Annotated in this window: 9 protein-coding genes and 1 pseudogene; 1 reads left to right on the top strand and 9 read right to left on the bottom strand. The window is 64.2% G+C overall.

The window, feature by feature from the left end; translation table 11 throughout:
* Positions 1-260 precede the first annotated feature (260 nt).
* The 7 genes and pseudogenes from ASE52_RS11590 to ASE52_RS11560 all read right to left on the bottom strand — a co-directional run bounded on the left by ASE52_RS11590 (position 261) and on the right by ASE52_RS11560 (position 6,339).
* Positions 261-1,493: a Yip1 family protein gene (locus ASE52_RS11590; RefSeq protein WP_057226253.1), complete on the bottom strand. Its 1,233-nt coding sequence runs from the start codon at positions 1,491-1,493 to the stop codon at positions 261-263.
* Positions 1,494-1,700: 207 nt separating this feature from the next.
* Entirely contained in the window at positions 1,701-2,438 is a 738-nt protein-coding gene (locus ASE52_RS11585) for a lysophospholipid acyltransferase family protein (RefSeq protein ID WP_057226251.1), read from the bottom strand.
* Positions 2,439-2,465: 27 nt separating this feature from the next.
* Positions 2,466-3,761, bottom strand: coding sequence for a dihydroorotase (locus ASE52_RS11580; protein WP_057226249.1), 1,296 nt, complete (start codon positions 3,759-3,761; stop codon positions 2,466-2,468).
* A 79-nt stretch (positions 3,762-3,840) separates the two neighbouring features.
* A pseudogene (locus ASE52_RS11575) lies at positions 3,841-4,794 on the bottom strand (aspartate carbamoyltransferase catalytic subunit); the annotation flags it as partial.
* 11 nt (positions 4,795-4,805) lie between these two features.
* Positions 4,806-5,327 carry a bifunctional pyr operon transcriptional regulator/uracil phosphoribosyltransferase PyrR gene (gene pyrR, locus ASE52_RS11570; RefSeq protein WP_057226247.1) on the bottom strand — a complete coding sequence of 174 codons (522 nt, stop codon included), beginning with the start codon at positions 5,325-5,327 and terminating at the stop codon, positions 4,806-4,808.
* Positions 5,324-5,743, bottom strand: a complete 420-nt coding sequence (gene ruvX, locus ASE52_RS11565) for a Holliday junction resolvase RuvX (protein ID WP_057226245.1) — start codon at positions 5,741-5,743, stop codon at positions 5,324-5,326. Before ruvX ends, pyrR begins: the two co-directional genes overlap by 4 nt.
* The gene (locus ASE52_RS11560) at positions 5,740-6,339 is read right to left on the bottom strand and encodes a YqgE/AlgH family protein (RefSeq protein ID WP_057226243.1); all 600 of its coding nucleotides are present in this window, start codon (positions 6,337-6,339) and stop codon (positions 5,740-5,742) included. Before ASE52_RS11560 ends, ruvX begins: the two co-directional genes overlap by 4 nt.
* Before the next feature lie 21 nt (positions 6,340-6,360).
* Here ASE52_RS11560 and ASE52_RS11555 point away from each other — a divergent pair, with 21 nt between their 5' ends.
* Positions 6,361-7,845 (top strand): deoxyribodipyrimidine photo-lyase, encoded by a 1,485-nt coding sequence (locus tag ASE52_RS11555; protein WP_057226241.1) that lies wholly within the window; start codon positions 6,361-6,363, stop codon positions 7,843-7,845.
* A gap of 9 nt (positions 7,846-7,854) precedes the next feature.
* On the opposite strand, the gene ASE52_RS11550 is transcribed toward ASE52_RS11555, so the two are convergent.
* Positions 7,855-9,033: a PilT/PilU family type 4a pilus ATPase gene (locus ASE52_RS11550; RefSeq protein WP_057226239.1), complete on the bottom strand. Its 1,179-nt coding sequence runs from the start codon at positions 9,031-9,033 to the stop codon at positions 7,855-7,857.
* Between the two features lie 112 nt (positions 9,034-9,145).
* Positions 9,146-15,316, bottom strand: coding sequence for an Hpt domain-containing protein (locus ASE52_RS11545; RefSeq protein WP_057226237.1), 6,171 nt, complete (start codon positions 15,314-15,316; stop codon positions 9,146-9,148).
* Positions 15,317-15,330 lie beyond the last annotated feature (14 nt).

The raw sequence follows: 15,330 nt of genomic DNA, 5'->3' as shown, positions 1-15,330 counted from the left end.
AGTCTATCGCCTGCCACGCCAGCCACCTGACCGCCTGCAAGAAAGCAAAAGGCCGACATCAGTCGGCCTGTCGGGTTGAACAGGGAGCCCCGCGCACTCAGAGGCTGAGAGTTTTTTTAGCCGAGCCCGAAAGGCGCGCCAAAACGCCTCGGATCTAGGCGCAAAGCACAGCCATAGCTCGGGCTATGGCGAGCATTTACAACGACGAGCCGGGGCTTTTTGGCGTGCAGGGCGGGCATGGATAAAAGGCTCTCAGCCTCTCAGGACTTGCCCTTGCGCTGCAAGCCTTCCAGGGCATTGAGGTCTACCTGCGACATGAAGCCCTGCAGCTCCTTGACGCCCATGTTGTCACCCTCGATGCTGACCACCAGGCCGTTCTTCAGGATGGTCTTGAACTCGGCATGGCTGCCATCCTTTTCGTAGCGCTGGTGCAGGGTGCGGCCGCCTTCCTGCCAGGTCTTCTCGGCGCTGGTCTTGTCTTCCTTTTCGCCCTGGGCCATGCCCATGGCCATCACCGCCACCTGCCCCAGGCCCCCGATGTCTACGATCTCCAGGCGCACCTGCCGGGTATCGTTGCCGTATTGCGCACTGGCCTGGCTGGTGGGCAGGCCCAGGGCCGCGCCGTCCTGCACATCAAAGCCCGTGCGCGGCAGGCCTGCCAGCTTTTCTGGCAGCGCCCCCTTGAGCGATTGCGCGGCAATGGCCTGGCCTCCACCGAACGCTCCTGCAGCCGCCTTGGCCGCATTGCCAGCGGCGGCGGCGATGGCGGTGGGGTCCTGGCTCTTTTGGGCTTCTTCCATCTTGCGGGCGGCCTCTTCCATCTTCTTGCCCGCGGCCTCCAGGCCGGCGGTGTCGATGGAGACCTTGCCACCCGGCGTGTTCATGGTGATGGAAGGTGCATCGGCACCGCCAAACATCGCGCCTCCACGGGGCAGGAAAAGCGCACTGACGGCACCGATGACCACCCCCATCACGATGGCCGCGATGATGACCACCACGGTGTAGACCACCGACTTCTCGGGGGTGTTCTTCATGAGCACCGGCAGGCCGGTGTAGAGCAGGTAGATGGAGTACAGCGCCGCCAGCAGGCCCAGCATGGCCAGCGCGGGCAGCAGGCTGAACACCCCACCCAGCATCGCGGCCGTGCTGGCGTACACCGCCACCTTCAGCGCCTGGATGGGACTCTTCTGGCCGCCAAACGTGGGGGCCAGCGCGTCGATGATGAGCCCGAGCACAAACACCCCCACCAGGCTCAGCACATACGACACCACCATGTTCACCAACCCTGCGACGAAGGGCGTGCGGATGGTGACGCCAAAGCCCCCAAAACCAATCAGCGACATGCCGATGAATCCACAGACCGCCGGAATGGCAGCTAGGACCATGGCGTAGCGGGTGAACAGGGTTGCGACATCGGTGCTTTCCGTGTCGATGGTGGCCCAGGTCTCCTTGGGTTGCAAAAGAATGCTCTTGGCGCGCTCAATCAGGTTCATGGTGCCCTCCCGGCAGTGTTGGCGGGCCTGCAAGCGCTTTTGCGTGCGCTTGCAGGCCGAAAGACGCGGACGATACGGGAAATTGCGTGGCATTGAGACCGGATGTGCAACCCACGCGGCTGCAAACGTGGAATATGCACGCTTTTGCCCACCAAGGCCACCTTGGCAGGCACCACCGGCCAACCCGGGATGCACCCAGCTGGCGACTCAGGCTTTCCGCAACCGATCGACGGTATCGTGCAGGTGCTGCGTCCAGGTGCGGCGGTCACGCTCGCCCGCGCGCTCGGGTGGGCCGTAGTGCACCACGGCCTCGATGGGGGGCGCGCACAGCGTGCGCCAGATCGAGCCCATCAGGGTTTCGTCGCCGATGTAGCTGGGCGCAAAACTGGTGGAGCCCGTCGCCTTGTCGGCAAAACGCAGGCCCACGGGCTGCACCGGCGCCTGTGCCACCACGGCGGCCTGCAGCAGGTTGGCATGGAAGGGCAGCATCTCGCGGCCGTCGCCCGTGGTGCCCTCGGGGAACACGGCCAGCACCTCGCCACGCTCCAGCGCCTCCTGCATGGACCGCACCATGCGCAGTGCGTCGCGGCGCGAGCTGCGCTCGATATAGAGCGTGCCCGCAGCCGTGGCCAGGGTGCCGATCAGCGGCCAGCCCTGCACGTCCGATTTGGACACAAAGCGGCAATGCCGCGCCGCGTGCATCACGGGGATGTCGAGCCACGAGATGTGGTTAGCCACCAGCATCACCGGCCCGGTGAGCGGCGGCTGGCCCTGAATGCGCAGGCTGATGCCGAGGTGCGCCAACAGCTGCAGCGACCACACCTGCACCCGGGCATGCTGCTGGTCCGGCGTGAGCGCCGGGAAACGCAGCGCCACGATGGCCAGACCCTTGGCAATGTGGCCCAGCAGGCGCAGCAGGCGCCAGCTGGCGCGCAAAGACTTCACCGCAGGGCCTCTTCGCGCCGCACGTGCTTAGGCGCGGTCAAAGGCCACTTGGCCGCCCACCAGCGTCATGCGCACGCGGCCGGGCAGTTCATAGCCTGAGAATGGCGTGTGTTTGCCCTGGCTGCACAGCGCGTCGTCCTGCACGGTCCAAGAGGCTTGTGGGTCGAGGATGCACAGGTCACCCACGCCGCCTTCCACGATCTGGCCCACGCTGGCCTGCAAGGTGCCCAGGGCATTGCCCAGCACGCGCGCAGGTTCGGACGTAACCGTGGCCAGCGCGCGCTGCAGCGGCACGCCGCTGTCCTGCGACCACTTGAGGGCCAGGCTCAGCAGCAGCTCCAGCCCCGTGGCACCGGGCTCGGCCTCGGCAAACGGCAGCGTCTTGGCGTCTTCATCAACAGGAGTGTGGTCGGACACCAGCGCATCGACGGTGCCATCCAGCAGCGCCGCGCTCAGGGCATCGCGGTCGCGCTGCTGGCGCAGTGGGGGCGTCAGGCGCGCGCGGCTGTCGAAGAAGCCAATGTCGTTTTCGGTCAGGTGCAGCGTGTTGATGCTGATGTCGCAGGTCACCTGGAGGCCCTCGGCCTTGGCCCGGCGCACCAGCTCGACACCGGCCGCGCTGCTGAGGCGGCACAGGTGCACACGCGCACCGGTGGTCTTGAGCAGCTCGAAGATGGTGTGCAGCGCAATGGTCTCGGCTGCCACGGGCACGCCCGACAGGCCCAGGCGCGTGGCCAGCGCACCGCTGGCCGCCACGCCTTTGCCCAGGTGCATCTCCTGCGGGCGCAGCCACACGGTGTAGCCAAAGGTGGCGGCGTACTGAAGCGCGCGCTGCAGCACCTGGGTGCTGGCCAGGGGCACCTCGGCCTGGCCGAAGCCCACACAGCCCGATTCGGTCAACTCGGCCATCTCGGTCAGCACCTCGCCGGCGAGGCCACGCGTGAGCGCACCCAGCGGGAACAGGCGCGACTGGTGCAGCTTCTCGGCACGGAACTTGAGCATCTCCACCAAGCCCGGCTCGTCGAGCACGGGGTCGGTGTCGGGCGGGCACACCAGGCTGGTCACGCCCCCGGCCACTGCGGCGGCCATCTCGGATTCGAGCATGCCTTCGTGCTCATGGCCGGGTTCACGCAGGCGCGCGGCCAGGTCCACCAGGCCGGGCAGCACGATGCAGCCCGTGGCGTCTACCACGCGCTTGGGCGCAAAGTCGGGCGGCACGCGGTTGACGCCGACGATGCGGCCCGCCGCGATGGCGATGTCGCAGGTCTGGTCGAGGCCCGAAGCGGGGTCGATCACACGGCCGTTCTGGATCAGTATCTTCATGATTTCAAGCCAAATTGGCTGTTAGCGCTTATTGAATAAGCGCTAACAGCTATTAAAACAGGAGTATTTATTCCGGGCTTCATGCCTCATTGCCGGCAACGATGGACATGACGGCCATGCGCACGGCAATGCCAAATGTGACCTGCGGCAAGATCACGCTCTGCTTGCCATCGACCACAGCGGAGTCAATCTCGACCCCCCGGTTGATGGGGCCGGGGTGCATGACGATGGCGTCGGGTTTGGCCAGCTGCAGCTTTTCCTGCGTGAGGCCGAAGCTCTTGAAATACTCCTGGCTCGACGGCAGCAGCGCGCCGCTCATGCGCTCGTTCTGCAGGCGCAGCGTGATGATCACGTCCGCGTCCTTGATGCCCTCTTCGAGCGTGTGGCACACGCGCACGCCCATCTGCGCCATGTCGGACGGCACCAGCGTGCGCGGGCCCACCACGCGCACTTCGGCGCAGCCCAGCGTGGTCAGGCCATGGATGTCGGAGCGCGCCACGCGCGAGTGCAGCACGTCGCCCACGATGGCCACCGTGAGGTTGCTGAAGTCCTTCTTGTAGTGGCGGATGGTGTACATGTCCAGCAGCCCCTGCGTGGGGTGGGCATGGCGGCCATCGCCCGCGTTGATCACGTGCACATGGGGCGCAACATGCTGGGCGATGAGGTAGGGCGCGCCCGATTCGCTGTGCCGCACCACGAAGATGTCAGCCGCCATCGCGCTGAGGTTAGCGATGGTGTCGAGCAGGGATTCGCCCTTGCTGGCCGAGCTGCGCGCGATGTCGAGGTTGATCACGTCGGCCGACAGGCGCTTGGCGGCGATCTCGAACGTGGTGCGCGTGCGCGTGCTGTTCTCGAAGAACAGGTTGAACACGCTCTTGCCGCGCAGGAGCGGCACCTTCTTGACCTCGCGGTCGTTGACGCTGACGAAGTTTGCAGCCGTGTCGAGGATGTGCGTGACGATGTCGCGCGGCAGGCCCTCGATGGACAGCAGATGGATGAGTTCGCCGTTGCCGTTGAGTTGGGGGTTGCGCTTCTTCAGCACGGTCAGGCCTCTTTGACTTGGAAGTGGAAGGTACCGCTGTCGTCGCGCGCCAGCGCCAGCGACTGGGCGGCAGGCAAGGCCACACGTGCAGCCGCAAAGTCGGCCTGCACGGGCAGCTCGCGCCCGCCCCGGTCCACCAGCACGGCCAGGCGCACGCTGGCGGGGCGGCCATAGTCGAACAGCTCGTTGAGCACGGCGCGGATGGTGCGGCCGGTGTAGAGCACGTCGTCAAGCACCAGCACATCGGCACCGTTCACGTCGAACGGTAGCGCGGTCTGCGCGCTGGCCGACAGGCCACGCTGGGCAAAGTCGTCACGGTGCATCACTGACGACAGCACGCCAGCGGGCCCTTCCAGGCCCAGGTCCTTTTGCAAGCGCTCCGCCAGCCAGGCGCCGCCGGAGGCAATGCCTGCCAGGCGCGTGGTGGGGGTCAGCATGCTGCGCACGCCGCGCAGCAGTTCGCGATACAGCGCTTCGGCATCGAGCACGAGGCTGCCAGAAGCTGCAGGAGAGGGGTTGCTCATGGAAGATTCCTCAAAAACTGTTCCAGGATGATGCAGGCCGACGCAGCGTCGGCATCCTTGGCACCACCCGCGATGGCCTCGGTGGTGCTATAGCGCTCGTCCACCTCGAACACCTGCAAACCAAACCGCCCACGCAACTGGCGGCCGAACTTGAGCGCGCGCTCGGTGTTCTCGTGGCTCGCGCCGTCCGGGTGGTAGGGCACGCCGATCACCAGTGCATCGGGTTGCCATTCCTTGATGCGCTGCGCCACCTGCACAAAACGGGCATCGCCCTCAGCCTTGATGGTGGCCTGCGGCGTGGCGCTGCGCAGCATGCGGTTTCCCGAAGCTACGCCTGTGCGCTTGAGGCCAAAATCGAAAGCAAGAAAGGTCTGGAAATGCGCAGGAACGGCTGGCTGAGCGGGCAAGCCGGTCATGCGTGCCCCGCCTCGGGCGACAGCATCCAGGCCTTGAGGCCCAGCAGCGCCAGGGCGCGGTCGTAGCGCTCGGGCACAGGGGTGTCGAAGATCACCGAGAGGTCGGCCGCCACGGTCAGCCAGGCGTTTTCGGCCAGTTCGGATTCGAGCTGCCCCTCGCCCCACGACGAATAGCCCAGCGTGATGAGCACGCGGCGGGGGCCTGCGCCCGTGGACAGCGCTTCGAGTACGTCCTTGGAAGTGGTCATCTCCAGCCCGCCGGGGATGGTCATGGTGGAGGCATAGACCGACTCATCGGTTTCGGCCCTGTCCATGAGCATGGGCTCGTGCAGCACAAAGCCGCGCTCGGTCTGCACCGGGCCACCTTGGAACACGGGCTCCTTGGTGAGGTCTTCACGCCGCAAGGACAGGTCCACCTTGTCAAAAAGGCCTTTGAGGGTGATGTCCGAAGGCTTGTTGATGATGAGGCCGAGTGCACCGCGTTCGCTGTGCTCGCACAGGTAAACGACGCTGCGCGAGAAAGACTCATCTTCCAGACCGGGCATCGCGATCAGGAAGTGATGCGTCAGGTTGATGGGCGCAGAATCGAAAGACATCCGGCAATTTTAACGGTGAACATGGCCCCCTCCTCCGAGCCCTCTTACCCCAGCGGTCTTGTCTGGTTCCGCCGCGACCTGCGCGCGAACGATCAGGCCGCCCTGTACCGCGCACTCACGCAGTGCCAGCAGGTGCATTGCGCCTTTGTTTTTGACCGCGAGATCCTGAATGCCCTGCCCCGGACTGACCGGCGGGTGGAGTTCATCCGCGAGTCGCTGGTGGAACTGGATGAAACGCTGCGCATGCTTTCTGGGCATGCACAGGGTGGCCTTATCGTGCTGCACGCGGTGGCCAGCGATGCGATTCCGGCACTGGCCAACGCGCTGGGCGTGCAAGCTGTATTTGCCAACCACGATGACGAGCCCCAAGCCCTGGAACGCGACAGCCAGGTGCGCACACAGCTGGCCACTGCCGGAAGGGCCTTTCACACCTTCAAGGACCACACCATTCTGGAACGCAGCGAGGTGCTCACGCAAACCGGCAACCCGTACAGCGTGTTCACCCCTTACAAGAACGCCTGGCTCAAGAAGGTGGATGCCTTTCAGCTCACAAGCTACCCTGTGGAACGCCATGCACACCGCCTGGCCCCCCGCCCGCAGGAGCTCTGCCAAGCGGTGCCGACCCTGGCGTCGCTGGGTTTCGAGGCCACGGCCCTGTCGCAGCTCAAGCTGCCGACCGGTGCCAGCGGCGCACAGCAGTTGTTCGATGATTTTCTCGGCCGCATTGAGCGGTACGAGGACACGCGCAACTTTCCGGCGGTCAAAGGGCCGAGCTACCTCAGCGTGCACCTGCGTTTTGGCACCATCTCGCCGCGCCTGCTCGCGCGCACCGCGCACGGGCTGATGCTGCAAGGCAACCCGGGCGCTACGACCTGGCTCAGCGAACTGATCTGGCGGGACTTCTACTTTCAGATCCTGCACCACCACCCCCATGTGGTGGGCCACAGTTTCAAGCCCGCATATGATGCGATCCAGTGGGAGTCCGGCCCCGAGGCCGACGCCCTGTTTGCCGCCTGGTGCGAGGGGCGCACGGGTTATCCGCTGGTAGATGCCGCCATGGCGCAGATCAACCAGACGGGCTATATGCACAACCGCCTGCGTATGGTGGTGGCGAGCTTTCTGGTCAAAGACTTGGGTATTGACTGGCGCTGGGGCGAGGCTTACTTTGCCACGCACCTCAATGACTTCGACCTGGCCGCCAACAACGGTGGCTGGCAATGGGCCAGCTCCAGCGGGTGCGATGCCCAGCCTTATTTCCGCATCTTCAATCCGGTAAGCCAGAGCGAGAAGTTTGACCCGGAGGGCAAGTTCATCCGCCGCTACCTGCCGCAGCTGGCCGAGCTGCCCACCAGGGCATTGCACGCGCCCTGGCTGGCACGCCCCATGGAATTACAAGGTGCGGGAGTGCGGCTGGGGGATACCTACCCGCTACCGGTGGTGGAGCACGACACGGCGCGGCACCGCACCCTGGAACGGTATGCAGTGGTGAAGTCAGCCGCAGCCTGAGCCCCACACTCAACGGCGCGCGGTAGGCGGTGGAACGCTATCTGGCCCGGCAGGCTCGTCGGGACTCATCTGCATGCCCTCGCTCCCGAGCGAAGCACCGGCCGCCAGCCGAAGTCGTAACCGCACATCGGTGCGGTTGTCGGCGTTGGCAATCGCTTCTTCGGGAGATATGGCGCCGGACTCGACCATGGCCAGCAAGGATTGGTCGAAGCTCCACATACCCTGCTCGCCGCTGCGGGTGATAGCAGTCTTGAGCTCATCAATCTGGCCCTTCTGGATCAGCTCCGCCACGTAGGGCGTGAGCAACATGATCTCGGTGGCAGGCACGAGGCCGCCCGCCCGCCCCGCCACCAAGCGCTGCGCCACGACTGCGCGCAGGTTGAGGGAGAGGTCCATGAGCAGCTGGCGGTGGGCCTCTTCAGGAAAGAAGTTCAGGATGCGCTGCACCGCCTGGTTCGCATTGTTGGCATGCAACGTGGAGACGCACAGATGGCCGGACTCGGCATAGTGCAGCGCGTGCTGCATGGTGGCCCGGTCGCGGATCTCGCCGATCATGATGACGTTCGGGGCCTCGCGCATCGCGCGGCGCAGGGCCTCGTCGTAGGACAGCGTATCGAGCCCCACCTCGCGCTGTGTCACGAGTGACTTCTTGTGGGTGTGCAAGTACTCAATGGGGTCTTCCACCGTCAGGATATGCCCGCCAGTGTGCGCATTGCGGTGGTCCAGCAACGCCGCCAATGTGGTGGTCTTGCCCGAGCCTGCCGACCCCACCGTGAGCACCAGCCCCCCTTTGAGAAATGCCAGTTGCTGGAGTACGGGCGGAAGACCGAGCGCCTCCAGGCTAGGGATGTGGGCAATGACATGACGGATCACCATGCCCACTTGGCCACGCTGCCGGTGCACATTCACACGAAACCGCTCACCCTCCGGGGTCTGCAGGGAGAGGTCGCACTCCATGGTGGCATCGAACTCCTGCCGCTGCGTTTCGCGGAGGATGGAGTGCGCCATCTGCCTGACATCGTCTGCCGACAGCAGTTGCTGCCCCAGTGCCACGAACACCCCTTGGCGCTTGAGCGTTGGCGGCGCGCCCGCCATGATGAAAAGATCAGAGGCCTTTTCCCGCACCACCACGGCCAGACAAGCCAGGAGACGGGGGTCGGGAGAGGAAGCAGTTGCCGGCGATTCCATCAGGACAACCTCTGGAACGAAACTGACAAAGCAGCTGCCGGAATCGATGCGTGCATTTGCTGGCCACAAGCCCGCCGGTTCAAGGCAGGCCTGTGGTGCATCTGCATGCTGGCTAGGCCTCTGCGGTCGCCGCGATGCGGGCGTAGTGCTGGATGAGGCTCAGCAGTTCTTCGTCGGAGTACGGTTTGCCCAGGTAATGGTTGACGCCCAGCTCCATGGCATGCTCGCGGTGCTTTTCAGCAATGCGCGAGGTGATCATGATGATGGGCAGGTCGCGCAAGGCACCGTCTGCACGAATATTCCGCGCCAGGTCGAACCCATCCATGCGGGGCATTTCGATGTCGGACAACACGACGGTCGGACGCTCTTCCTGTAGGCGCTCCAGCGCTTGCAAGCCATCGGCCGCGAGCGCAACACGGTAGCCTTCGCGCTGCAGCAACCGCTGCGTGACCCGACGCACCGTGATTGAATCGTCCACCACCAAAACCAATGGCACCTGGCTGGGGCCAGCAAGCTGGGGAGAAACGACCGACTTGCCAGCACCTGATGAGCCATCAGCCTCCAGGACTGAAGGCAGACCTGCGCTGGCGGCACGCACCTGATCTCCGTACACCGTGGCCAACGCCACAGGGTTGTAGATCAGAACCACGGCACCCGACGCCAACACAGACATGCCGGCCAAGCCGGGCAAACGGGACAACTGAGGGCCCAGGTTCTTCACCACGACTTCCTGGTTGCCCAGAACTTCGTCCACATGCATGGCGATGCGCTGCGATGCGCTGCGGAAAATCACCACAGGTCGCGTCTTGCCAGCCGGCTCGTTGCTGCGCGCAGAAGCCTGCAGCAGCGCCCCGGACCAGAAGAACTGCAGCTGCTCCGTGCCATCGTCGAAATGGCCGGTGCGGTATGCAACTTCAAGGTCTGCCGCCGAGGTGCGCCGCACGATCTCGACCACGTTGGCGGGCACACCGATCGCCAGATCACCGGCACGCAGCATCACCACCTGCGTCACCGCCGTGGTCAAGGGCAGCACCATGCGGAAGGCGGCTCCCCTGCCAGCTTCTGTCGATGTCTCGATCCGACCGCCCAAAGCGTTGATTTCGGCACGCACCACGTCCATGCCAATGCCCCGCCCTGCCAAGCCGGTCACCTCGGAGGCCGTGGAGAACCCGGGCATGAAAATGAGGTTGGCAGCCTCGGTATCGCTCAGCTCGGTATCAGGCGCCACGATGCCTTGCGCCAGCGCCTTTTCACGGATGCGGGGCAGATTCAGCCCGGCCCCGTCGTCCCGGAACTCCACCGACACGTCGTTGCCTTCATGGTGCAACTCCACGGTGATCGTGCCCGAAGCAGGCTTGCCCGCTGCCGTGCGCACCTGGGGATCTTCGATACCGTGTGCCACGCAGTTACGCAACAAATGCTCGAACGCGGGGGTCATACGATCCAGCACGCCACGGTCCATTTCGATGGAGCCGCCGGTAATATCAAGCTTGATCTGCTTGCCGGTTTCCTTGGAGGCCTGCCGCACCACGGCATACAGGCGCTCTGCGATGCCTTCGAACTCCACCATGCGGGTGCGCAACAAGTCGCGCTGCAGTTCCCGCGCCTGACGGCCCTGGGCAATCAGGTCATCTTCCGCACCTTCCATGGCGCGCTGCAGGTTGCGCTGCACGGTGGCCACGTCGTTCACCGACTCGGCCATCATGCGCGTGAGTTCCTGGACGCGGGTGAAGCGGTCAAACTCCAGCGGATCGAAGCCGGCAGCGGAATCCTTCGACAGGGCCAGGCGCGACTGCATCTGCGATTCAGCTTGCAATTCGATGTCCCGCAACTGCTGGCGCAGGCGGTCCAAGTTCCCCGACAAATCGGTCAGCGAACTGCGGAACTGCCCCAATCGCACGTCCAGGCGCGAACGGCTGATCATCACTTCACCCGCCTGATTGACCAGGCGGTCCAGCAACTGGGCGCGCACGCGCACCGACTGATTGGCGGCCACGCGCAAAGGCGCAAGCTGCGACGGACCAGGCAGGCGTACCGCTGGGGCGGCAGGCGTCACCGATGCGTGGACAGCGGCAGATGCTGGAGCCACCTGTGCCTCGGAGGCTTCGGGACGGGTGCGCGGTGTTTCCACCGGCAAAGAGACCACCGTATCAGCAGGCCCCTGGCCAATGGCGCGCAATGCGTCGAAGTTCGCCTGAAGACCGTCGAAACTCCCTTGCAAAGGCTCGATCTGGTCCGCTGTCACCGTTTCAGCGTCAAGCTGCTCGATAGCGGACTCCAGCCGGTGGGCCATTTCACCCAGGCGCATGGCACCGGCCAACCGCGAACTGCCTTTGAGGGTGTGGAGCGCACGCAGCACTTCACTGCGGGCACCCAGATTGTCGGGGCGCGAGGCCCATTGACGCAACGCACCACCGAGCTGGGGCAACAGCTCTGCAGCCTCTTCCTCGAAGATCGGGAACAGATCCGGATCAATAACGTCGATCGCGTCGATGTCGTCATCCACATCCGAACCGAGCGCCACAGCGTGGGCAATCGCGTCATCAACGTACTGGTCGTGGTCGTTGTCGTGGACCACGGCAGACAAAGCGGGAGCCACGTGCCCCCTGGGCACCACGACCGGTGCGGGCTCTGGCATGGCTGCCACGTCGGGTTCAGGTTCTACTGGGGGCAACGGCTGCGCTGCTTCTGCCTCCACGGGCGTGATGGGCTCTTGCTCCAACAGGTACTCGCCTGCAGCCTCTTCTTCGGGTGGAGACAACGTGTTGTCCACCTCGGTTTGCAAGATCTGACGCAGTTGCTCCAACACCTCCTGGCTGGGCTCCTTGAGGAAACCCGCTGCGAACTGGTGCAGCAAACGCCGGATATCCTCGGCTGCCGCCATGAAGGCCTCGGCCTGCTCCTGTGTGCCGCCAGACTGCAACTGCACGTGCTGCAGCGCATGTTCAAGCACCCTGGCCATCTCCGACAGGGCATTGAACCCCACCGTGGCCGAACTGCCCGCCAGCGAGTGCGCGAGCGCCACCGCCATGTCCGGCAGAGGTTCATGCAGTTCCAGCGACCATTCCTGCAGGCAGGTCACCAGTCGGCGCGACCACTCATCGGCTTCGTTCAAATAAACGTTGTAGAGCGGGATGCCAATGCGCAGCGTGTCAATGACCTTGACCGCTTCATCACCTGCACTGTCCTCCAGTTCCTGCGCCAGCGCATCGACTACCTGTGGTTCTTCAGGAGACGCTCCCGCAGCCACATCTTCTGCGACTTCTGCAGACACTTCCTCCTGGGCCACAGATTCCAGCTCATCAGTGCTTGGCAGCATCGGCTCGGGCTCTGCCAGGTTCTGCACCTCCAGCGGCTCGGCTGCGTCCATCAATTCGACAGGCAGCGCAAAAGCACCATCCGCCACCGGTTCATCAGGCAACACGGTGACCTGCGGCAGAGCGCCCACATCAGGACCCGCTGTGGCTGGCTCCAAGTCCGGCAGTTCGAGATCCAGTACGAAATCGATGCTGGAGGGATCGAGAACCCCAGGGACGGCAGGCGCTTCGTTGAGCGCGGCAGCAAACACGGAGAAATCGATCTCCTCGGCTACTTCGGGGGCCGAAGTAGCCAGGTCTGCCGGCGGTTCTGGCGCATGGTCGAAAATCTCGGTAGCTTCAAAGTCTGGTACCACCAGCTCTTCTTCCACAGCCAGGGGCACCTCTGCAATCGCCTCTTCAGGCGCCTCAAGGGGCAGATCCTCCAGCGCTGCGACCTCGGGCTCAGGCGCAATGATGGCCAGAACAGGGCTCTCTGCCCCGGCGGAGGGCACCACAAGCGGCAACAGGGTTCCGTCCAGGCGCATGGCATCCGCCGACTGGCGGAATGCGTCCTGCTGCCAGCCAGAGGCACGGCCCGCTGCGATGTCGTCAGCCCAACGGCTAAAGGCACGCAACGCATCGGAAGACAGATCCAACAAACTTGGTTGCATCGGTTTTTGCTCGGCCAACCAGGCGTTGAGCAATTGCTCCATCGACCAAGCGGCCTCGCCAAAATCGTTCAGCCCCACCATCCGCGAACTGCCCTTGAGGGTATGGAAGGCACGGCGCAGCGTGGTCTGTTCGCTGAGATTGCCCGGCTCATCCCTGAGAACGTCGATCGCGGCCAAGCCATTGACCACCACCTCACGGGCTTCTTCCAGGAAAACCTCGAGCAATTCATCTTCGATTTCAGGCACCGATACAGGTGCAGGCGTTGCCGCAGCCTGCGGCAGCGGTGCCTCGCCACTTTCTGCCACGGCGGGCAGATCGAACGAAATATCGGGGGCGAGTGAATCAGGATCGACCGAAGCAAGGGGCGGGTTGGCTGCAACGCCGGGAATGTCCGGCAAGGAAGGCAACGAACCAAAATCGGTGGGCTCGCTGAGGGGTTCCTGCACAGGAAAACGCGGCACCACATCGGGCATGGGAATGGCCGACCGCTCCTCCAGCTTGGCAGGGGCCTCTTCCACGGCGTCTGAAGCGCGCGGCCGGGTTTTGCCCATGAGGATGCGCAATTCGCCCAGTTCTTCGTCATACACGAACAGCTTGCGCGCCATCGTGCGCTGGTAGCTCAGCATGTCGATCAGGAACCCCAAGGCGCCCAGGCTGTTGCCCAGCTTCTCGAACACTCCTTGACGATCTGCCTCTGGGACTTCGTTGATAAGCAAGCGCTCCACCATGTCGCGCATGCGGACCACTGCGAGCGAAGCCTGATCAAGGCCCAGCACCGACAACACACCGCGCATTTGAGCGAGGTGTCCCGGAACAGTTGCCAGGACAGCGGTGTCCTGAGGACTGCGGAAGAACTGGTCAAGCGCCTTCTCCGCTTCGCCGAGCGTAGAGCGCAGTTCGTCGACCACACTGCCCATGGTCTGGTTGTCGCTGACCCTGCGGTACAGCTCTTCCATCCATTGTTCAAGGGGCTCCGGCTCCGCGCCAGCGCCCACCGCATCCAGACGCTCTGCCAGCCGAGCGGCGCGGATTTCCATCTGATCGTCGTCCGCATCCAACTCTTCAAAAGCTGCTTGCAGATACAGGACTGAGGTTGCCACCTCCATGGCCAACGCGGCCGAAGGAGGTTCACCGGAACGCGTGGTGGACTCCAGCACGCGAGTCAACGCCTGGGCGAGGCTTTCACTGCCAGGATGCAACTTGCGCAGCGAGTCGCAGACCAGGCTGAATTGATCTGCAGCGGGCTTGAGCTTGTTACGATCCCCTCCCGCCAGCGCAGACCAAGTTTCCGTGGCAGCGGCAATCCGCTTGCGTGCCTGGGCCAGCATGGCAGGGTCAAACCGGCCAAAACGCGCAGCCTCGTAGTCCACGGGCTTGAACCGGTCCAGCGCAAAAGCCTGACGCACCGCCTGCAGAGACGGCGCTGCGATACCCGCCGAATCGGCTGGCTTGGCCTGTGAGCAGAAAAACAGCAGATCCTGAACCAGGCGGTCTGCAATCGTCGTATCACCCTTGGCGAGCGTGGCGTACTGCATCAGCACGCGGGATGCCACGCGTTTGACATAGACGTCAGCAGGCAAAAGGCCTGAACCGAAGGCTTCAAAAAAGCCTGCACATATTTTCCAGAATGCGCGGGACTGGCGGTCATGCTGTGCCGCCACAAATCCCAGGCAGGTATCCCGCAGACTCAATGAGGCACGGAGATCCCCGGATTTCACGATTCTCAGAACCGCAGCATCCAGCCGAGCACGCGCTTCGGGCCCATAGGGCAGCGGCGTGACAGAAACAGCACCCTCGGGCTCGCGAAACCGGCGCTCCACCGGCCACAGATCGGCAGGATGGACACGGTCCGCGCCCGCCAATGCCTGGGCATCGCGGTACTGAGGGAACAGCGCAACGGGCGAAGCCGCCTTGCCGGCCAGAACGGTTTCCAGATACTCAATCAGCGCAAAGCTCGCACGCTCGATCACCGCTGCAGCATCGTCGCTGCAGGTTTCCGGACGTTGCACGAACTTCTGGACCGCCGACTCCATAGCCCGCAGGACCAGCGCCGGAGGGCCCATGCCCACCATTTCCAGCGCGCCGCACGCTTGGTGCAGCTGCTGGCGGGCGATACGCAATGGGCCTGCGTCCAATGCCGCAAGATCTGATTCGCGGGCAGCTTCTGCATCGCGCACAAAGCGCCGCATCGCCTTGACAGCTCCGTCAAGGGATTTGCGCAGTTCGTCAAGCACCCAAGCCAAAGGACCCAGGTCCTGATCCCCCTGGGTCCCATCCGCGGCCGGTGCATTGTTGACATCAATAGATGACATGGATTCGTCCCCGG

Origin of the sequence: Acidovorax sp. Root275, assembly GCF_001428965.1 — a bacterium.
Taxonomy (GTDB): Bacteria; Pseudomonadota; Gammaproteobacteria; order Burkholderiales; family Burkholderiaceae_C; genus Acidovorax; species Acidovorax radicis.
This window is presented reverse-complemented; position numbering and strand designations above follow the sequence as displayed.

Coding starts and splice junctions, on each gene's coding strand:
- ASE52_RS11590 (WP_057226253.1), bottom strand. CDS start 1,493: ATGAACCTGATTGAGCGCGCCAAGAGCATTCTTTTGCAACCCAAGGAG.
- ASE52_RS11580 (WP_057226249.1), bottom strand. CDS start 3,761: ATGAAGATACTGATCCAGAACGGCCGTGTGATCGACCCCGCTTCGGGC.
- pyrR (WP_057226247.1), bottom strand. CDS start 5,327: ATGAGCAACCCCTCTCCTGCAGCTTCTGGCAGCCTCGTGCTCGATGCC.
- ruvX (WP_057226245.1), bottom strand. CDS start 5,743: ATGACCGGCTTGCCCGCTCAGCCAGCCGTTCCTGCGCATTTCCAGACC.
- ASE52_RS11560 (WP_057226243.1), bottom strand. CDS start 6,339: ATGTCTTTCGATTCTGCGCCCATCAACCTGACGCATCACTTCCTGATC.
- ASE52_RS11555 (WP_057226241.1), top strand. CDS start 6,361: ATGGCCCCCTCCTCCGAGCCCTCTTACCCCAGCGGTCTTGTCTGGTTC.
- ASE52_RS11550 (WP_057226239.1), bottom strand. CDS start 9,033: ATGGAATCGCCGGCAACTGCTTCCTCTCCCGACCCCCGTCTCCTGGCT.
- ASE52_RS11545 (WP_057226237.1), bottom strand. CDS start 15,316: ATGTCATCTATTGATGTCAACAATGCACCGGCCGCGGATGGGACCCAG.